Annotated in this window: 16 protein-coding genes; 7 read left to right on the top strand and 9 right to left on the bottom strand. The window is 65.0% G+C overall.

Annotated features, from left to right (window positions below; all coding sequences use genetic code 11):
- The first annotated feature begins 9 nt into the window (after positions 1–9).
- Positions 10–1,278 (top strand): serine hydrolase, encoded by a 1,269-nt coding sequence (locus EI171_RS19865; protein ID WP_097532345.1) that lies wholly within the window; start codon positions 10–12, stop codon positions 1,276–1,278.
- On the opposite strand, the gene EI171_RS19860 is transcribed toward EI171_RS19865, so the two are convergent.
- Together EI171_RS19860 and EI171_RS19855 are read right to left on the bottom strand one after the other, a co-directional pair.
- On the bottom strand, positions 1,264–3,726 hold the full coding sequence (locus tag EI171_RS19860) for a bifunctional diguanylate cyclase/phosphodiesterase (protein WP_161534467.1): 2,463 nt from the start codon (positions 3,724–3,726) through the stop codon (positions 1,264–1,266). The genes EI171_RS19865 and EI171_RS19860 overlap by 15 nt on opposite strands.
- 1,167 nt (positions 3,727–4,893) lie before the next feature.
- On the bottom strand, positions 4,894–5,745 hold the full coding sequence (locus EI171_RS19855; RefSeq protein WP_161534466.1) for a LysR family transcriptional regulator: 852 nt from the start codon (positions 5,743–5,745) through the stop codon (positions 4,894–4,896).
- A gap of 121 nt (positions 5,746–5,866) precedes the next feature.
- On the opposite strand from EI171_RS19855, the gene EI171_RS19850 reads away from it, so the two are divergent.
- The gene (locus EI171_RS19850; protein WP_161534465.1) at positions 5,867–6,841 is read left to right on the top strand and encodes a zinc-dependent alcohol dehydrogenase family protein; all 975 of its coding nucleotides are present in this window, start codon (positions 5,867–5,869) and stop codon (positions 6,839–6,841) included.
- A 58-nt stretch (positions 6,842–6,899) separates the two neighbouring features.
- Here the strand turns inward: EI171_RS19850 and EI171_RS19845 are convergent, their stop codons facing one another.
- Positions 6,900–7,094 carry a hypothetical protein gene (locus EI171_RS19845; RefSeq protein WP_161534464.1) on the bottom strand — a complete coding sequence of 65 codons (195 nt, stop codon included), beginning with the start codon at positions 7,092–7,094 and terminating at the stop codon, positions 6,900–6,902.
- 300 nt (positions 7,095–7,394) lie between these two features.
- The gene (locus EI171_RS19840) at positions 7,395–8,378 is read right to left on the bottom strand and encodes an aldo/keto reductase (RefSeq protein ID WP_011088295.1); all 984 of its coding nucleotides are present in this window, start codon (positions 8,376–8,378) and stop codon (positions 7,395–7,397) included.
- A gap of 101 nt (positions 8,379–8,479) precedes the next feature.
- Here EI171_RS19840 and EI171_RS19835 point away from each other — a divergent pair, with 101 nt between their 5' ends.
- Positions 8,480–9,373, top strand: a complete 894-nt coding sequence (locus EI171_RS19835; protein WP_011088296.1) for a LysR family transcriptional regulator — start codon at positions 8,480–8,482, stop codon at positions 9,371–9,373.
- Positions 9,374–9,442: 69 nt separating this feature from the next.
- Here the strand turns inward: EI171_RS19835 and EI171_RS19830 are convergent, their stop codons facing one another.
- Positions 9,443–10,516 (bottom strand): hypothetical protein, encoded by a 1,074-nt coding sequence (locus tag EI171_RS19830; protein WP_011088297.1) that lies wholly within the window; start codon positions 10,514–10,516, stop codon positions 9,443–9,445.
- Between the two features lie 248 nt (positions 10,517–10,764).
- Here EI171_RS19830 and EI171_RS19825 point away from each other — a divergent pair, with 248 nt between their 5' ends.
- Positions 10,765–11,793: a patatin-like phospholipase family protein gene (locus EI171_RS19825; RefSeq protein WP_028175852.1), complete on the top strand. Its 1,029-nt coding sequence runs from the start codon at positions 10,765–10,767 to the stop codon at positions 11,791–11,793.
- Positions 11,794–11,799: 6 nt separating this feature from the next.
- Here EI171_RS19825 and EI171_RS19820 read toward each other — a convergent pair whose 3' ends face one another.
- Together EI171_RS19820 and EI171_RS19815 are read right to left on the bottom strand one after the other, a co-directional pair.
- Positions 11,800–12,228 (bottom strand): CBS domain-containing protein, encoded by a 429-nt coding sequence (locus EI171_RS19820; RefSeq protein ID WP_011088299.1) that lies wholly within the window; start codon positions 12,226–12,228, stop codon positions 11,800–11,802.
- Positions 12,229–12,418: 190 nt separating this feature from the next.
- Positions 12,419–13,234, bottom strand: coding sequence for a rhomboid family intramembrane serine protease (locus tag EI171_RS19815; RefSeq protein WP_060908042.1), 816 nt, complete (start codon positions 13,232–13,234; stop codon positions 12,419–12,421).
- Positions 13,235–14,010: 776 nt separating this feature from the next.
- Here EI171_RS19815 and EI171_RS19810 point away from each other — a divergent pair.
- Positions 14,011–14,565, top strand: a complete 555-nt coding sequence (locus tag EI171_RS19810; RefSeq protein WP_028175850.1) for a PAS domain-containing protein — start codon at positions 14,011–14,013, stop codon at positions 14,563–14,565.
- A 232-nt stretch (positions 14,566–14,797) separates the two neighbouring features.
- Positions 14,798–15,589, top strand: a complete 792-nt coding sequence (locus EI171_RS19805) for a Crp/Fnr family transcriptional regulator (protein WP_011088302.1) — start codon at positions 14,798–14,800, stop codon at positions 15,587–15,589.
- A gap of 279 nt (positions 15,590–15,868) precedes the next feature.
- Here the strand turns inward: EI171_RS19805 and EI171_RS19800 are convergent, their stop codons facing one another.
- Positions 15,869–16,354, bottom strand: a complete 486-nt coding sequence (locus EI171_RS19800; RefSeq protein WP_161534463.1) for a phasin — start codon at positions 16,352–16,354, stop codon at positions 15,869–15,871.
- Between the two features lie 508 nt (positions 16,355–16,862).
- Between EI171_RS19800 and EI171_RS19795 the strand changes: the two genes are divergently transcribed.
- Positions 16,863–17,291, top strand: coding sequence for a cupin domain-containing protein (locus tag EI171_RS19795; protein WP_161534462.1), 429 nt, complete (start codon positions 16,863–16,865; stop codon positions 17,289–17,291).
- A gap of 34 nt (positions 17,292–17,325) precedes the next feature.
- Here EI171_RS19795 and EI171_RS19790 read toward each other — a convergent pair whose 3' ends face one another.
- The gene (locus EI171_RS19790; protein ID WP_011088305.1) at positions 17,326–18,132 is read right to left on the bottom strand and encodes a transglutaminase family protein; all 807 of its coding nucleotides are present in this window, start codon (positions 18,130–18,132) and stop codon (positions 17,326–17,328) included.
- Positions 18,133–18,309: the final 177 nt, after the last annotated feature.

Below are 18,309 nucleotides of genomic sequence, written 5' to 3'. Positions count from 1 at the left end.
GGAGCCCAGATGAAGCGGCGTGAATTTCTGGTCGGAGCCGCGCTGCTCGCCGGCACCATGGCGCGAAGCCGGGCCGCCGATATCCCTGCACCTGCGCCCGAAGGGCTCGACCGCATCACGGCGTTCTTCGACAGCGAAGTGACGAGCGGCCGGTTGCCGGGCGCCGTGATCATGGTCCAGCAGCACGGCAAGCCGGTCTATCTGAAGACATTCGGCGTGCGCGACGTCAGGACGGGCCTCGCCATGACGCCGGATACGATCTTCGCCATCCACTCGATGACGAAGCCGATCACCTGCCTCGGCGCGATGATGCTGATCGACGAGGGCAAGCTTGCGCTTACCGATCCCGCATCGAAATACGTCCCCCTCTTCGCCGGCACCAAGGTGGGACTGGAGGTCACCGAGCCGGACGGCAAGCTGGAGCTGGACCTCGTGCCCCCGGTCCGTCCCGTCAACATCGAGGATCTGCTGCGACACACCTCGGGCATCAGCTACGATTATATCGGCGGCAAATGGGTCGAGCAGGCCTACAAGGCTGCCAACATTTTCGAGGATCCCTTCAACAACAGGAAATTCGCCGATCGCATCGCAAAATTGCCGCTGGCACGGCAGCCGGGAACGCTGTGGCGCTATGGCCATTCCACCGACGTGCTCGGCGCGATCATCGAGATCATCTCGGGCCAGACCCTGTACGACTTCCTGAAGCAGCGCATCCTCGACCCGCTCGGCATGAGCAGCACCAAGTTTGCACTCGCGACGGAAGACGAACTGGCTCGGATGGCGCGGCCGCTGCCGAACGATTACATCCTGCTCGCCGCCGAGCGCGACCGGCTCGACCATCCCGATTGGCAGTCCGGCGGCGGCGGCCTGCTCTCGACCATCAACGACTATCAGCGCTTCTCGCAGATGCTGCTCAACCGCGGTGAGTTCGAGGGGAGGCGTTACCTCAGCCCGGCCGCGTTCAAGGCCATGACGACCGATCACGTCGGTCCCGGCTCCGGCGTCGGACGCGACTATTTCTATTTCCCGGGTGACGGCTTCGGCTATGGCTACGGCCTTGCGGTGCGCACCGATCCCGGCAATGCGAAGCCGCCGCCCCCGGGCTCGATCGGCGAGTTGAAATGGGACAGTGGCAGCGGCACCTATTTCGGCGTCGATCCCAAGCTCGACATGGTCTACCTGATGATGCAGCAGACCCAGAACGAACGCAGCCGCATCACGCCCGCCTTCAAGGCGCTGGTCTACGACTGCTTTCCACCCGCGTTACGCCGCCCGTGAGGCGCGCTGGCCGAAATCGGCCAGCAGCTTTTCGATCTCGGCGGCGGGCCGCGCCGCGCTGAACAGAAAGCCCTGCACCTCGTTGCAGCCTTCGGCGCGCAGCCAGTCGAGCTGGTCCTCGGTCTCGACGCCCTCCGCAGTCGTGGTGATGTTGAGGCTGCGGCCGAGCCCGGAGATCGCGCGCACGATCGCGACGCAATCGGGCCGCTGCGCCAAATCCTTGACGAAGGAGCGGTCGATCTTGATCTTGTCGAAGGGGAAGCTGCGGAGATAGCTGAGGCTGGAATAGCCGGTGCCGAAATCATCCATGGAGATGCCGACGCCGAGCTCGCGCAGCTGATGCAGGATCGCGAGATTGGCATCGGTCTCGGCCAGGAAGATCGACTCGGTGATCTCCAGTTCGAGCCGCTTCGGCGACAGGCCGGACTGCGCCAGCGCCGAGATCACGACCTGCACCAGGTTGCGGCTGCGGAATTGCGCCGGCGACAGATTGACCGCGACCTTGACGTCGACGGGCCATTTCACCGCCTCGGCACAGGCCTCGCGCAGCACCCATTCGCCGAGTTGGGTGATCAGGCCGATGTCCTCGGCGACAGGAATGAACTCCGCCGGCGAGATCATGCCCTTGTCGGGGTGACGCCAGCGCAGCAACGACTCGAAGCCGGAGATGCGGTCGGAGGCGATCGACACCAGCGGCTGATAGTGCAGCTCGAACTCGCCATTGGCGAAGGCGCGGCGCAGATCGAGCTCCATGTCGCGGCGCTTCTGCGCCTGGAGGTCCATCTCGCGCTCGAAGAAGTGGTGCACGCCGCCGCCGTCGGACTTGGCCCGGTACAGCGCCATGTCGGCGTTGCGCATCAACTCCTCCGACGTCACGCCGTCGCCGGGCGACAGCGCGATTCCGATGCTGGCGCCGATCACCATCTCCTGGCCGTCGATCTCGTAGGGCGCCTTCAGCATGTCGATCAACAGCGTCGCGCAGGCGCTGGCCTCGTTCGGCGAGACGTCGGCCGCCAGGATCACGGCGAACTCGTCGCCGCCGAGCCGGGCTGCGAGATTGGCGCCGCGGACCGCGGTGGTCAGGCGCTCGGCGACCTCCTTCAACAGGCGGTCGCCCGCCGGATGCCCGAAGGAATCGTTGATGTTCTTGAACAGGTCGAGATCGATGTAGAGCACGCCGACCCGCTTTCCGCCGGCCTGGTCGAGCGCCTGCTTCAATCGCTGCTGGAAATATTCGCGGTTCGGCAGGTCGGTGAGCCCGTCGTGGTGCGCCATGTGGGCGATGCGCGCCTCGGCCTTGCGCCGTTCGGTGATGTCGACCACCGCGACCAGATAGCCGTCACGGTCGTCGAAGGTGACGCGGCGGCCGAAGGTGAGCACCTCGATCTCGCTGCCGTCGGCACGCAGGTGCCGCCAGTTGCGCGAGGAATGATAGGTGTCGCCGACACGATCGAGCGCTTCGGCGTGGCTGTCCCACTCGTCCTCCGGCCAGATCTCGTGCAGCTTCATGTGCAGGAAGGCGGCACGGCTGTAGCCGTAATGCTGGACCGCGGCATCGTTGACGCCGAGGAACTGCTTGGTCTCGGCGTCGAACACCCACATCGGCATCGGGTTGTTGTCGAACAGCAGCCGGAACGAGGCGTCGCGCCGCTTCAACGCGGTGACGTCGGAGATCGTCAGCGAGAGCACGTCGGCGAAGGCGGTGGCGCTGAGCCGGAGATGCCGGCCATCGTGCTCGATCTCGAGCTGTTCGCCGCGGCCGCCGCGGACGGCCTTGAGCAGGAATTCCATGATGTCGAACGCAGCCAGCAGGGTGTTGCCCTCGCCGATCCGGCGCCACAGCAGGCCGGCACTCGCGACCTTCAGCAGCGTGGCGGCGCTCTGGTTGTGATGCACGATCTGGAGATCGAACGGCTTGCCGCCGGCATCGCGCAGCGTCGCCAGCGAGATCACCGCGTCGTCGGTCGAGGCGAAAATCGCATCCAGCAGATTGTATTGCGTGCCGCGCTCGTTGACATAGGCGCCGACCAGCGTCGCGCCCCAGCGCGAGGCGGTCGGCAGCGCCAGCACATCGTAGGTCCTGACCATGCCGTCGCGCACGCAATGCGCGCTCACCTGATGCGGCCGTCCGTTCGCAAGCGCAATCGCCGCCGCCTCCGACAGCGCCGTGGCGCAATCGGGCGAGAGCTCGGCGACGGGGATGTCCCAGCGCTCCTCGCCGAGCCATTTCTGCACGTAGCGTCCGCTGCGCGATAGCTCGAGCGCACCGTCGTTCTTCAGCAGTGCGATATGGTCGGCGAGCCGGCCGAGGCTGCCGAGCATCACGTCCTCGTAGCGCGGCAGCCGTTCGCCCGGCTTCAACGCGGCGCGCCATTTGCGCTGAAGCACCGGGATGTCGTCAAACATTTCGGCGGCCGGTTTTGCCGGCATCTTCTTCGCGGCACTCATCGCAGTCCCCAACGCACTTTCCGAGCGCATCCAATGCAGGTGCACTTAACGGCGTGTAAAGAGCGCGCGGGCGCGGGTTCCATTCGGCGATTATGACAGTTTTAAGTCAGGCGTTGGTTAGTAGCCGTTAGAGACTATGACGGTTTTGTTTTTGCGGGCTGCGGGATGAGATGGCGATAGCGTCGCGCCACTCTCAGTGTCGTCCTGGCGAAAGCCAGGACCCATACCCACCGAACTTGGTTGCTGCGAACGCTGGTGGCCACATCGCGCTTCGGCAACGCCGACCGGGGTAATGGGTCCTGGCTTTCGCCAGGACGACATTGGAGAGGTGTGTACAAACTGCATCACCACCGTCATTGCGAGCGCAGCGAAGCAATCCAGACTGTCACCGCGGAGGGATTCTGGATTGCTTCGCTGCGCTCGCAATGACGGAGTGTGGGTGACAACGTCGCTCTTTCAACTCGCATTCCCATCGCAGACACACCTTCACCCTCTCGCGGCTCATCTCGCCCGAGCTTTGCTTCGTCACGTCGCCCTCAGATGAAAGAGGGCGCAGGGAAGGCCGGGAGCCGGTTGGCTCCCATCGACCGCCATGCGAGATGCAGATTGCGCTACGATGCACAGCGGGTAACAGGGCAACCGGAGACATCCCGGCCTTCCCTGCGCAGTGGTTGGAACGGCTTATGTCGTGCTCTCCCCGGGGAGCGATGCACTATTGCCCCCGTCGCCCTGCGGATGGCTGACGCGCGCGGTCCGGTCGGGCCGCACACATCACCGCAGAACTTGGCGCACAGACCCCGGGCGCCAGGACGACACGATTTGGCCGTACGCCGATCACACCGGTCGTGCGCGCGACGTCCTCGCTCACGGTTGCCCGCCCTGCGAAACCCTTCGCGCCGATGCAACTTGCGTCCACCGCCGCCCGGCCCGCGTTCGTGACGATCGCGATACGCCCCTCTTCCTTGGGCCGGAGTGAGGCGACACATACGCCGTTTCCGAATTTCGGTAAAGTGGAATATTTTCGACAAGGCGCGTTGACCGGCATCTTGCGTGTCTTGCCCGACGGGCAACGCAAGGTCTCGTAGCCCGGGCGAGCTAAGCGACATCCGGGATTCTCGATCACCACCGGTCCCGGGTATCGCTTCGCTCACCCTGGCTACGAGACCATCACCCCGCCAGCCGCTCGATCACAAGGTCGAGCATCGCGCGCAGGCGGCCAAGGCGCTTGAGGTCGCGGTGATAGCCGACGAAGGTGTCGCGACCGGGCGGCGTCGAGCCGATGTCGAGCGCGACGAGGCGGCGGTCGCGGTCGCCGAGCGGACGCGGCAGCACGGCCAATCCACCGCCGCCGGCGCAGAGTTCGGCCTGCGCCTGGCGGTTATTGCTGCGCGAGGCGATTTCCGCCCTCGGCAGCACGCGCTTCAGCCACACTGCATCGGGCATGTCGGCGAATTCTGCGTTCATGGTGACGACGCGGACGCCGCTGCCGTCGCCGGCGCGCGGCGGCTTGCTGCCCTTCTTGTCGTAAAGCGCGTAGGGAATGTGAAGCAGCTTTCGCGAGATCACCTCGGGTTCACTGAACGGCTTGATGCGGAAGACGAGATCGGCCTCGCGGCGCGGCAGGCTGTAGAGGCGCGCGTCGGTCAGGAGCTCGACAGTCACCTTGGGGTGACGCTTGCCGAAGGCCGCGATCACCGGCGAGAGCATCACCGTCCCGAACCAGTCCGACGACGAGAGGCGCAGCAAGCCGTCGAGCTGCGTCTTCGCGCCGGTCGCATGCCGCTCCAATGCGAGCGCCTCCTCCTCGATCCGCTCGGCATGCCGCAGCACGGCGGTGCCCTCGTCGGTGAGGACAAAGCCGTCGGCGGTGCGCTGGAACAGTGTCTGGCCAAGCGCCGTCTCGAGCGCGCGAAGCCGCCGGCCCATCGTCGGCTGGGTCTGACCGATCTTTCGCGCGGCAGCGCCGAGCGTACCCTCGCGGGCAATCGCGAGGAAGATGCGCAGATCGCTCCAGTCCATCAAAACCATCCCATACATAAATGCACGACAACCGTACATCTTCGTTTCTTTCCATGCAAAAAATAATGGGCATATTGGAGGCCGACAACGGAGCAAGACGATCATGACTGGACACTCGACCATGCGCGCAAGCGTCCTGGAGGCGTACAACGCACCGCCGCGCGTCTCACAGATTTCCACGCCGGAGCTTGGCACCAATCAGGTGCTGGTCCGGGTGCGCGCGAGCGGGATCAATCCGCTCGACACCAAGATCCATGCCGGCGCGGCGGCGCATGCGCGCCATCCATTGCCTGCTATTCTCGGCCTTGATCTCGCCGGCGTCATCGAACGCACCGGGCGCGACGTCACGCGATTCAAGCCGGGCGACGAGGTCTACGGCATGACCGGAGGCGTCGGTGGTGTGCCGGGATCGCTCGCCGAATTCGCGAGCGTCGATGCCGATCTGCTGGCAACCAAGCCCGCCAATCTCAGCATGCGCGAGGCGGCCGCCCTGCCCCTGATCTTCATCACGGCCTGGGAAGGCCTGATCGACCGCGCCTCGCTGAAGGCCGGCCAGAAGGTGTTGATCCATGGCGGTGCGGGCGGCGTCGGCCATGTCGCGATCCAGATCGCGCATGCGTTCGGAGGAAACGTGTTCGCGACGGGCTCAGCGTCGCAGCGCGCCACGATAGAGGGCTTTGGCGCCGTCTTCATCGACCGCGACATCGCGGTTGAGACTTACGTTGCGCAGCACGCCGGCGGGCGCGGCTTCGACATCGTCTACGACACCGTTGGCGGCAAGGTGCTCGATGCCTCCTTCGCAGCCGTGCGCCGCTTCGGTCATGTCGTGAGCGCGCTCGGCTGGGGCACGCATGCGCTGGCACCGCTGTCGTTCCGCGCTGCCACCTATTCCGGCGTGTTCACACTGCTGCCGCTGCTGACAGGCGAAGGTCGCGCGCATCACGGGGAGATCATGAGCGAGGCAACACGCCTGGTGGAGGCCGGCAAGCTCGTGCCCCTGCTCGATGCAAGGCACTTCACGCTGGAGAGCGTTGGCGACGCCTACGCACTGATCAGGGATCGTGCTGCGAAGGGCAAGCTGGTCGTTGACGTCTGAGGTCGGGCTCGTAGCCCGGATGGAGCGCGCGTGTCCGGGCCACGGAACGACGGTCGCGCTAGTCCTCGCTGGACGCGGCCGAGCGGTTGCGCAAATAGGCCTGCGACAACAGGAAGAACAATGCGCGCTCGCCATGATATTTGGCGGACGGCCGGGTGCGCTCGAAGCCGTCGGCAAACACCTTGCCGGACTGGTCGCACACCTGCCATCGCCAGCCAAACCGCTTACGCCTGGTGAGGATCACTTCGAACATACCGACGGGCTTGGTCCCTGCTCCTGCCGGTCTCGCAAGCGCGCACGCCTGCTCCGGCCTCCCCCATTAGACGGATGCCCGACATATAACGCAGCAGGATGGAAAGAGAATAAAATTGATTATCGGAAATGCGTATCTTGCACCGGCTGTGACGAAGTCGCGACGCCCGTGGAATAAGCCGATGTTTGCGGTGTTTTGCGGCCGCTCGGGCGCCTGATAGCGCTGACAGAGGTATTCAAATCAGAACACAGGACGAGGACGCCCGGTAAGCGAACGCTCACCGGGCGTTCATGCACGATGTCAGCGGCCGACTCGCGCCTGGAGATGCGCTGGATAGCGATCGCCCTGCACCGCCACCTTGGCCAGCACGGCCGCGATGGCAGCGAGATCCGCATCCGACAGCGTCACCGCAGCCGCGCCGACATTCTCCTCGAGCCGGTGCAGCTTGGTGGTGCCGGGGATCGGCACGATCCACGGCTTCTGCGCCAGCAACCAGGCGAGCGCGATCTGCGCCGGCGTCACTTTCTTCGCTGTTGCGATCTCGCCGAGCAGATCGACCAGCGTCTGGTTCGATTTTCGTGCGCTGGATGAGAAGCGCGGTACGATGTTGCGGAAGTCGCTCTTGTCGAACGTCGTGCTCTCGGTGATCGCGCCGGTCAGGAAGCCCTTGCCGAGCGGGCTGAAGGGAACGAAGCCGATGCCGAGCTCTTCCAGCGTCGGCAGGATCTCCTGCTCCGGCTCGCGCCACCACAGCGAATATTCGCTTTGCAATGCGGTCACGGGCTGCACCGCATGGGCGCGGCGGATCGTCTGCGCGCCCGCCTCCGACATGCCGAAATGCAGGACCTTGCCGTCGCGGATCAGGTCCTTCACCGCGCCCGCGGTGTCCTCGACCGGCACGTCGGGATCGACGCGGTGCTGATAGAACAGGTCGATGCGGTCGGTCTTCAGCCGCTTCAAGGCGGCCTCCGCCACCGCCTTGACGTTGGCGGGCCGGCTGTCGAGCCCGTCTTCGACCTTGCCGCCCTTGAAGCCGAACTTGGTGGCGATCACGACCTTGTCGCGGAATGGCGCCAGCGCCTCGCCCAAAAGCTCCTCGTTGACGAAGGGGCCGTAGGCCTCGGCGGTGTCGAAGAAGGTCACGCCGCGCTCGAAGGCGGTCCTGATCAGCGCGATCGCCTGCGAGGTCTCCGTCGCCGGACCATAGCCGTAGCTCAGTCCCATGCAGCCGAGGCCAAGCGCCGAGACCTCCAGACCACTCTTGCCCAGTTTACGCATCCGCATCGCAGCTCTCCTTGAAATCACGTTCGGCTGCGAATTTAGGTCGCGCGCGAGCCTGCGATTAGGTGATAAAACCGGCATGTACTCATGATCCGGATTCATGAATGGCCCGCACCAACGTCAACGACCTCCTCGCCTTCCTCGCGGTCGCCCGCGAGCGCAGCTTCACCCGCGCGGCCGCCCAGCTCGGCGTGTCGCAATCCGCGCTCAGCCACACCGTGCGCGCGCTGGAGGAGCGGCTCGGCCTGCGGCTGCTCACCCGCACCACCCGCAGCGTCGCACCGACGGAAGCCGGCGAGCGCCTGCTGCGCAATATCGGACCGCGCTTTGCGGAGATCGACGCGGAGCTGTCGGCGCTGACCGCGCTGCGCGAGACGCCGGCCGGCACCGTCCGGATCACCACCGGCGAGCACGCGGCACAGACCATCCTGTGGCCGACGCTCGCCAGGCTGTTGCCGCGGTATCCAGATATCAAGGTCGAGCTCGTCGTCGACTACGGCCTCACCGACATCGTCGCCGAGCGTTACGATGCCGGCGTGCGGCTCGGCGAGCAGGTCGCCAAGGACATGATCGCGGTGCGGATCGGGCCGGAGATGCGCATGGCGGTCGTGGGCTCACCTGCCTATTTCACCGCACGGGGCAAGCCGAAGCGGCCGCAGGATCTCACCGAGCACAACTGCATCAACCTCCGCCTGCCGACCTATGGTGGGCTCTATGCCTGGGAGTTCGAGAAGCGCGGCCACGCCATGAAGGTGCGGGTCGACGGCCAGCTCGTGTTCAACACCGGCCTGCTCAGGATGAATGCCGCGCTGGCGGGGCTTGGTCTTGCCTATATTCCGGAAGATCTGGTGAAGCGGGAGATCGCCGACGGGCGGCTGATCCGCGTGCTCGCCGACTGGTGCGCGCCGTTCGCGGGCTATCACCTTTATTACCCGAGCCGGCGGCAGCCGACGCCAGCGTTTGCCGTGCTGGTGGAGGCGTTGAGGTATCGGAAGTGAGCGGCCGCGCAGACGGTGTGCTCTCCCCGCAAGCGGGGAGAGGCGAAGTCGCCGCACCGGTCGGGCTAACTAGCGCGCGACGACTTCCACTTCGCCGTCGACGCCGTTGACGACGTTGAAGCCGCGCTCGTAGACCTTGCCCTCGTTCTTGGCGATGGCGCGGTATTCGCCTTCGGAGAGCACGACGCGCGGGAAGGCGCCGATCGACTCCTTGATGACGTCGCCGCCGGGGGTCAACACCGACCAGGCGGTGTTGGCGAGGGCCTCGCCGCCCCTGTCGCTGACGAGCTTGAGCGTGATGACTGCGGCGCGATGGGTGATGGTGACGTCTGTGAGCTTGCCGGCCTGGACGCGAATGTCCGAGCGCACCACCGAGTTGGCATCGCCATAGTTGGAGATGATGTAGTAGGTGCCCTCCGGCAGCAGCACGACGTCGCCGGCCGCGACGTTCGGCACCAGCGAGGCGCGCTCGCCGGACTCGAACTGGCTGCCCTTGTAGATCGCGAACGAGATCTGGTTCTGCGGGATGCGGCTGGTGCCGACGCGGCCTTCGATGCGCAGGCCGCCTGCCGGCAGCACGAAGGATTCGCGGTCGGTCTCGGCCTTCAGGCTGACGGTGCGCACCGCGCTGACGAGCCCGAAGGCGACGTGCACAACGTAATTGCCGGGCGGCAGCACGATGTTGGGCGTCGCGTTGCGGTCCTCCCGGATCAGCTTGAACGTGCCGTTCTCGTCGGGACGGTCGGCGAAGACACGCCAGACCAGGCCGCTGGTGATCGGGGCCGAGTCCTTGCCGTATTTCGCGGTCAGCGACAGCACACCCTGTCCCGGCGCCGCCGCATTGAGCGGCGCGGCCGGCGGCACGGTCGTGACCGCGGGTGGCGGCATGCTGGGGGAAATCGGCTGGGTCAGGGTCGGCGGCAGGCTGGGGGGAGCCGCCCCCGGCCCGGAGGGCGGCGCCAGGCTGACGGCGCCGCCGGGGTCGGGCACCGATGCGGGGGGCACCGGCGGCGGCCGATCGGAGAAAAGCTGCGCCTGGGCAACACCTTGCCCCAGGATGACGAGGCACGCGGCAAGGATCAGCGCCGGCAGCAGCGATACGCTGCGCCGCCATCCGATGATGCCGTCACCCCCGATAGTCATGCCACCTGCTTTTCACCGAAAACGCGGCAAATTCAAGCCTCTGAAACCCCAGGAAATACGGCCCCGCCACGGTTTGATGGAACCTGGTTGACGCCTGCGTGATTAGACAGCAGGCAACCGCCCCTCGCCATACTCCTGCCCAGTGCCCTTTCCAAAGCGGCATAAACCATGCTTCGCCCCGGTTCTGGCGCAGAGCAGGTGCTATGCCTAGTCTGGTGGTGCGGCTGGCCACGCGTAGGAGAGTTTTGGTGCTGGACAGATTGAAGGGCCGCGGCGCGAATGGCTCGAACAGCGAGAAGATCGGCCTCGGCAGCATCCGCCGGCCGGTCATTGGCCTTGCCCTTGGCGGCGGCGCAGCGCGCGGCTTCGCCCACATCGGCATCATCAGGACCCTGCTCGCCAACGGTATCGTGCCCGATGTCGTGGTCGGCACCTCGATTGGCGCCGTGGTCGGCGGCCTCTACGCGTCCGGCAAGCTCGATACGCTGGAGGAATGGGGCCGCGGTCTGCAAGGCATGCGCAACATCCTTGGTTATCTGGACATCCGCCTCAACGGCTCCGGTCTGATCGGCGGCGAGAAGCTGGCGACCCGGCTCGAGGCAGCGTGCGGCCAGACCTTGATCGAGGACCTTCCGATCAAGTTCGCCGCCGTCGCGACCGAGGTTCGCACCGGCCACGAGATCTGGCTGACACGCGGCCGCGTGGTCGACGCGATGCGCGCCTCCTACGCCCTGCCCGGCATCTTCTCACCCGTGCTGATCGGCGATCGCTGGCTGGTCGACGGCGCGCTGGTGAATCCGGTGCCGGTCTCCGCCGCCCGGGCGCTCGGCGCTGAAATCGTCATCGCTGCAAATCTTTCCAGCGACATCTTCACCTATTCGACGACGGTCTATTCGCACGGCGCGGCACCCGGACCGGCCGCACCTGCGGCCGAAGAGACGACGCCAAAACGGCGCTTCCCGAGATTCTTCTCGCCTGAGAAGACGGTGAAGCGCGAGTTCTTCGGCGGCGGGGACCGGCCCGGCCTCTCCTCGGTGATGGTCGATGCCTTCAACATCATGCAGGACCGCATCACCCGCGCCCGCCTCGCCGGCGATCCTCCGGACCTGCTGATCACGCCGCGGGTCGGCCAGTTCGGCTGGTTCGACTTCCACCGCACCGACGATCTCATCGCATTGGGCACCCGCGCCGCCGAGCGTGCGCTGGACTCGATCCAGGAGGCGATCCACGCGCTGGCGCCGCCGCCCGAGGGCGCGGCGCCCAAAGCCGGCGAGTGACGGCGGTCAGGCCGTCTTGATGTAGTCGCGCAGAGCTTCCTGCTCGGACTCGTATTCCTGGACGCGGCGCTTGACGATGTCGCCGATCGAGATCAGGCCGACGACCTTGCCGTTGTCGATCACCGGCAGATGGCGGAACTTGCCTGTCGTCATCGTCTCCATGAGCTCGGCGACCGTGTCGGTCTCCTTGCAGGTCACGACCTTGCGGGTCATGACCTGGGAGACCGGCTCGTCCAGCGCGCCGGCGCCGCGCTCGCCGATCACGCGCACGATGTCGCGCTCGGACAGGATGCCTTCCAGCCGGCTCTGGTTCATCACCAGCACCGCACCGATCTTCTTCTCACCGAGCAGCTTTATCGCGGCGGCCAGCTTGGCGTCGGGCTCGACGCTCATGATCTGGTGGCCCTTGGTGTTGAGAATGGAACGTACCGTCATTGTCGCCTCCCTGAATCGGAGCCGTCCGCCTTTTGGCAGTCGGGACTAGTTCCTCGAGTCTTCAACTAACAGTTTTAGCGCCGGTTTCACGCTCAGGCGCTTTACGAAGCAAAGCCGCTACCCGCTTGTCGCTTCGGAACATTCTTCACGCGAATGATGGATGAATTCGGGCCGCGCCGCAAGCGCCGCTTCAAATACGGTCTGAAACGTCCTGTGATGACGCATCCGCAGCATCGCTTCGCACGCGCGGTACCGGATCGAACAGCGCGAACAGCAACAGGCCGGCGAAGAAGCCGCCGATATGCGCCTGCCAGGCGACGCTCGTGGTCTCGGCATCGACCCCGATCGCGCCGACGCCGAAGATGATGTTGACGCCGAACCACACCGCGAGGAAGCCGACCACCCGCCCGTCGCGCAGCGCGCGCGACAGCGGTAGGGCTGGAACCTTTGCGGCGGTATCGGCGTCCGAACGGCTGAACGACAGGAAGCTGCCGCGGACGAAGGCAAAGCGGATCGCCGCCGCCATCGCGCCCGACACCGAGGCCGAAGCGCCGATCATCGGCGCCACCGCATGCTCATGGGTGACGAGATGGGCGAGCGCGCCGGCCGCCGCCGTCACCGCGAGAAAGAGGAAGAACCTGATCGCGCCAAAACGCCGCGCCAGCGCGCTGCCGAACGGCAGCAGCCACAGCACGTTGAAGCCGAGATGGGTCAGATTGGCGTGCAGCAGCGAATAGGTGACGAAGCTCCAGACCTTGGCGCCGGCGCCGCCCGGGATCTGCAGATTGAGCAGCGAGGAATCGTAGCGCTTCGGGATGAAGCCGAAGACGTCGATGGTCCAGTTCTCCAGTTCCGGCGGCAGCAGCACCCGCAGATGGATCAGCGCCAGCAGGACGATATAGGCGGTCAGCGCGAACGGCAGCGTCAGGATCGGCTCGCGCGGAGCCGCCTCAACAAGGGCCGGCACGTCCGGCTGAGCATCGTGCGAATCTTGCGGGGAATCCAAGGCGGCTTCGCTTTCAGGCGCAATCGGAGCGATACGCTTGGAGATAGTCGCCTTTGCCGGCCTCGCGCAAGTGCACAAAAGGAAATCGTGAAGAGGGCTCGTCTCGAACCGAGCGAGGCACTGGGTCCCGGCTCAGCAGTGCATCGCTAAGGCGCTGCCCTGCGTCCGGGACACGGAGCCTTAGCGATCCGGACCGATCTCGTGTCCCGGACAAGGTGCGGCACGAAGTGACGCGCCGCCGAGCCGGGAGCCAGATTGGCAGCGGGTTCGAATTGCACAACTTTAGGTAGCTGCAACGATCTGCCTCACGCCCATGCAAACCGCCTTCTTCGTCTATATCCTCGCGAGCAAACGAAACGGCCTGCGCTGCGTCCGGGGCACGAGAGAGTGTGCCTGAAAAAGGAAAAGGCAGGGCCCTGGGAAAGCCCTGCCTGTCCGTGTCGGACTTCCGGTACCCCCAGGGATTAAGGTGTATCCCCACCCCTCCCCGCGGCCCGTGACCAAACTGTTTGACGCCTGTGTACAGGCCCCGCCGAGAACCTGGAGAAAAGCGGCGAGGCTTGCGACCGCGGTCACCATAGCAGGGCTGCGGGACACGCAAAGCGCATAGTTAATTTAACGTTAACAACGCAAAGACCGGCTTAACAGGCGTGAAAACGCCCCTGCGGCATGGACGCTGCAAATCCCCTCCTGCACAACAACAGAAGGGATCGCGGGTGCACTGAAGCGGGACAGGTCTGTCCCACATGGTGTGGTCCCGGGGTAAGCGTTCAGTCATGAAACATCCGTCGAGCCGCGCATTCTTCGCGTATTGGGACAAGAAGCGCGGCGCTGCGCGGGCCCCCGACCGGGCCGACATCGACCCGGCCGCAGTCCGCGGCCTGCTCGGTGACATCTTCGTGCTGTCCTGCGAACAAAACCTCGGGTTTCCGTTCCGCGTCGCCGGCACGCGCGTCTGTGCGCTCGCCGGGCTCGACCTCAAGGACCAGAGCTTTGCGGCGCTGTTCACTGAGGCCAGCCGCAGCGAGATCGGGGAGATCACGACTGTCGTCGCCGACGAGACGCTCGGCGCCATCGCCGGCGTCACCGCCGCGCGCGAGGACGGCAGCAAGGCGCATCTCGAACTGTTGCTGCTGCCTTTCAACGCCCGCCCGCACACCCCCGTGAGCGTGACCGGCGTGCTCGCCCCCTTCGACGACGAATGCGGCGCGCTTGGCCCGTTCACCCTCACCTCCTGGCGCTATCTGCACCAGCCGGAGAAGCTACTGCCGCGCGCCATCCGCAAATTGCAGATCGCACGCGGACTGATGGTGTATGAGGGGTTGCGGTAGGAGCAGCCCTCGTGTCGCGCGCGCAGTCTTTGCAAACGGCCGACCAAGTTTTCAGCGCGCGAGTCGATTGAAGGTCAGACCGCGTCGGCGCGCGGCGCGCGATCCGTTATTGGAACCTTACCTGCCGAAGTGCGTTTGTCCACTTGCCGTGGCAAGTGTCGGCGCGGCAACGCGGCTCGGCCGGTGACGATGCTTTCGCCCGCCGCCGAGCCTCCGTCGAGGGGCTACTCCCGTGATGGAGCGCGCGACAAGAGTTGGTAATCGCCTGTTAGCTGCGTTACCGCCGGCCGACTTCGCTTTGCTTGCACCGCATTTACGGAAAGTACCGCTCCTGCACGACGCAGTGCTCGTTCGATCGGGCGACCGGATCGAGCACCTTTACTTCCCCTGCAGCGGCGCGATCGCCCTCATCATGGAGTTGCCGAACGGACAGACGGCCGCAACCGCGGTGATCGGCAACGACGGCGCCGTCGGACTCATGACGGCGCTCGGCCCCGTCCGATCTCCCCTGACGGCGGTTGTCCGCGTGGCCGGGACCGCACTGCAGATCTCACCCGCGCGATTTCAAGCGGCGCTCGAACGCAGTCCCGCCATCGCAAACGCGGTTCAGATTGTCACCAGGGCGATGATGACGCAATTCCTGCACGTCGCGGCCTGCAACGCGCTGCACTCCGTCGAAGCGCGCCTCGCCCGCTGGCTGCTTCACATTCACGACCGGACGGATGGCGGTGACATCCTGCCCCTGACCCAGGAGACGCTGTCGGAACTGCTCGGCGTCCGGCGCACCACGGTCACGCACGTCGTGAGCGCACTGCGAGCATCAAGGGCCATCAAATCCAATCGGCGCGGCCAGCTCGAGATCGACAGGCAACGGCTCGAGGTCGTCGCTTGCGAATGCTACAAGGTGATGAGCCGCAGGATCGATCGGATCGTGTCGCAGGATGCGGTAAGGCTCCTTCACGCCGCGCCGGCGCGGAATGGCTGCCCGCCCCCGGACTTCCCGTTCGCCAAGACCGACTCGTAGACCCAGGCCTCCCTGGCGAACCACTCGTGCGTCGCCGCGCACATCCGGCAATAGGTGCGCGAGAAAAAGACCGCGCTGCAGCGAAACTTGTCGCTATCCACCTCGATGCCTGTCGGAATAGCGCTCCCCGTTTCCGGGCACTTGATCATCACCATACCCATCCCTGATTTCCCTCCAGCTTGGCATCACCTCACGGCGAGGCTGGCCGCCATCGGCTGGACGGCGTCTCTTCTCGCGAAGACGCTCGTCCAGCCGATCCACGTGGCCAGTAGCTTCGATTCAAGCAGCCCTATGCAGAACCCGGTTGAAGCTGTTCTTGATCGGCTCGGCCGCCTCGGTCGCGACCTTCTGGGCCAGATCCCAAAGCTCCCGATTCTGGGCGGAAGCCGCTTCAAAGGTCTTGCGACCGTGGGCGGTGGAGAGGTTCACGAGGTCCGCAAACGACCTCGCATCCGCAAGCTGGGAGAAGAATTCCAGCGCGGAGCTGGTATTGGCGTTGGATATTTCGATGACCTTGGTGCCGTAATCGGCGGAACGCTTGGCACTGGTCGAACAGGCGTCGCAGAGTGCCGCGGTAATCTCCTCGGACGTCACCTTCATCTGCTCGAAATTTGCCTTGGCCCGTGTCGCGGCCGGCGCGGCGAGATCGCCGAAGATCGCCTGGATGTTGAAAAACGGCATGTCGAACTTGAGCTTTGTATTTCCGTTCGCCGTCCCATTCAGCGGAGCGGCTTTCGTCTCGACTTTCATATCGGCATCACTCACGGGCTTTCATCCTTTCAAGCGAAACTAGATGATGGATTGAAGACTCCCCGACGCGTCCAGGTGCGTGCTGCAACGGGACGCCACTGCCCCTACTTTCACGATGGAGGGATGCTGCTGCGGATATTCCGCTCTCGCCCCCTGCCGGAGCCAACTATGGCCGACGACAATCGACGCTTCGGTTCGCTTTCGGACTCTCGCTTTGAATTTATTCGAATATTGCGACGAAGCGGCGCAGCGAGAATCCTGCGCCCTTAAAGTTGCGGCAATTGCATGCGCCAACTTCAGATCAGCGCCGGCGAGCTATTCAGAGGCGTCGATCCCCGGAGCCGTTTGAGCCGGAATGTTCTACCGCCTGCGCAGCCGGCAAGTTGGCCTGCAACGGACCCTGTGCGACAAATTGGCCGGTCTACGCGGGCTGATGGTGTATGAAGGGCTGCGGTAGATTTCGTTTCGACGCGAGCGAGCGCCACAATCTCGATGCAGCCTCTCTCACCTGGACGAAGCAGCCATGCCCGACATCATCAATTTCGGTACGCTCGAGCTCCGCTTCCTGCACAGCAAGGACGACACCGGCGGCAGCGTCGACATCTTCGAAATGACGTTGCAGCCGAATGCGCGGATGCCGATCCCGCACTATCACGACCGCTGGGACGAAACGATCTACGGGCTGTCCGGCGTCTCGACCTGGACGATCGACGGCCAGCAGACCGATGTTGGCCCCGGAGCCTCAGTCTTCATCAAGCGCGGCATCGTGCACGGCTTTACCAACCGTTCGACGGGGCCTGCGACATGCTTGTGCATCCTGAGCCCCGGGGTGCTGGGACCGCAATATTTCACCGAGATGGCAGCGCTCCTGTCGGCCGGCGCGCCACCCGATCCCGTGAAGATGAAAGAGACAATGCTGCGCTACGGACTGGTGCCGGCGCCGGCTGCGTGAGCCAAGCTCGCCGGCGAATGGAAATGACCGAGCATCATGCGATCTCGTCGGTCCAGACCTTGAAGCTGACCAGCTCGTTCGGGCCGAAGGTCTGCGTGATCGGAACGTCGCAGGCATCGCGCCCCTGAGCGATCAGGACGCGGCCCTGCCGCGGCACGTTGTTGCGCGGGTCGAAAGTGTGCCAGCGCCCGCCGATGAAGGCCTCGAACCAGCCGGCGAAATCGCCCACCGCCCAAGGCTGCGGCGTGCCGACGTCGCTCAGATAGCCGGTACAATACCGTGCGGGAATGTTCATGCAGCGGCAGAACGCAATGGCGAGGTGGGCATAGTCGCGGCAGACGCCCTTGCCCTCCTGGTATGCCTCCCACGCCGTCTTGGTCGCGCGCGCATGCTCGTAGCCGAAAGCGATGTGGCCGTGAACGAAATCGCAGATCGCCTGCACCCGCGCCCACCCCGGAGGCGTCTTCTCGAACAGCTTCCAGGCGATCTCCGAGAGCCGGTCGGTCTCGCAGTAGCGGCTGCCGAGCAGATAAACCAGCGTATCGGAAGGCAGCTCTTCGATCCTGTGCTGAACCGCCGACGCAACCACGGGATCCGGCAGGCCGCTGTCGCGAACAACGCCATCTGCTGCAAGGCGCATGCGACCGGCCGGCGCGACCATGCGGCTGCACCAATTGCCGAACATGTCCCGATAGGGCGTGATCTCGACCGCAGGCGTGGTGGTCAGGAAGTCCGGCACGATGACATCGGAGGCGCGCGTGAAATGCGTGCCCAGCACCATGATCATCGGAGTCGGTTGCGGGAAATCGTAGAGCATTTCGAATCCGACACGGAATTTCATTCGAAATGCCTTTTTGCTGGGTGTCATCTCGAAATGGCGATGAATCCGCCGATTGCAAGGCATGCAGGCGAACTTGCGCGTGCTCCGCGCCATCATTGCACTTCGCGCCCGGGCTGGCGAGTTCGTTTTGACAGCTTCACCGGCGCGGCCCGCGCGGCTAAGCTGTGCGCTCCAAAA

The organism is Bradyrhizobium sp. LCT2 (assembly GCF_009931255.1).
Classification (GTDB): Bacteria; Pseudomonadota; Alphaproteobacteria; order Rhizobiales; family Xanthobacteraceae; genus Bradyrhizobium; species Bradyrhizobium diazoefficiens.
The sequence above is the reverse complement of the archived record's forward strand: the minus strand, read 5'-3'. Positions and strand labels throughout refer to the sequence as shown.

Coding starts and splice junctions, on each gene's coding strand:
- EI171_RS19865 (WP_097532345.1), top strand. CDS start 10: ATGAAGCGGCGTGAATTTCTGGTCGGAGCCGCGCTGCTCGCCGGCACC.
- EI171_RS19835 (WP_011088296.1), top strand. CDS start 8,480: ATGGCCCGCACCAACGTCAACGACCTCCTCGCCTTCCTCGCGGTCGCC.
- EI171_RS19840 (WP_011088295.1), bottom strand. CDS start 8,378: ATGCGGATGCGTAAACTGGGCAAGAGTGGTCTGGAGGTCTCGGCGCTT.
- EI171_RS19830 (WP_011088297.1), bottom strand. CDS start 10,516: ATGACTATCGGGGGTGACGGCATCATCGGATGGCGGCGCAGCGTATCG.
- EI171_RS19790 (WP_011088305.1), bottom strand. CDS start 18,132: ATGAAATTCCGTGTCGGATTCGAAATGCTCTACGATTTCCCGCAACCG.
- EI171_RS19855 (WP_161534466.1), bottom strand. CDS start 5,745: ATGGACTGGAGCGATCTGCGCATCTTCCTCGCGATTGCCCGCGAGGGT.
- EI171_RS19820 (WP_011088299.1), bottom strand. CDS start 12,228: ATGACGGTACGTTCCATTCTCAACACCAAGGGCCACCAGATCATGAGC.
- EI171_RS19845 (WP_161534464.1), bottom strand. CDS start 7,094: ATGTTCGAAGTGATCCTCACCAGGCGTAAGCGGTTTGGCTGGCGATGG.
- EI171_RS19810 (WP_028175850.1), top strand. CDS start 14,011: ATGAAACATCCGTCGAGCCGCGCATTCTTCGCGTATTGGGACAAGAAG.
- EI171_RS19850 (WP_161534465.1), top strand. CDS start 5,867: ATGCGCGCAAGCGTCCTGGAGGCGTACAACGCACCGCCGCGCGTCTCA.
- EI171_RS19795 (WP_161534462.1), top strand. CDS start 16,863: ATGCCCGACATCATCAATTTCGGTACGCTCGAGCTCCGCTTCCTGCAC.
- EI171_RS19860 (WP_161534467.1), bottom strand. CDS start 3,726: ATGAGTGCCGCGAAGAAGATGCCGGCAAAACCGGCCGCCGAAATGTTT.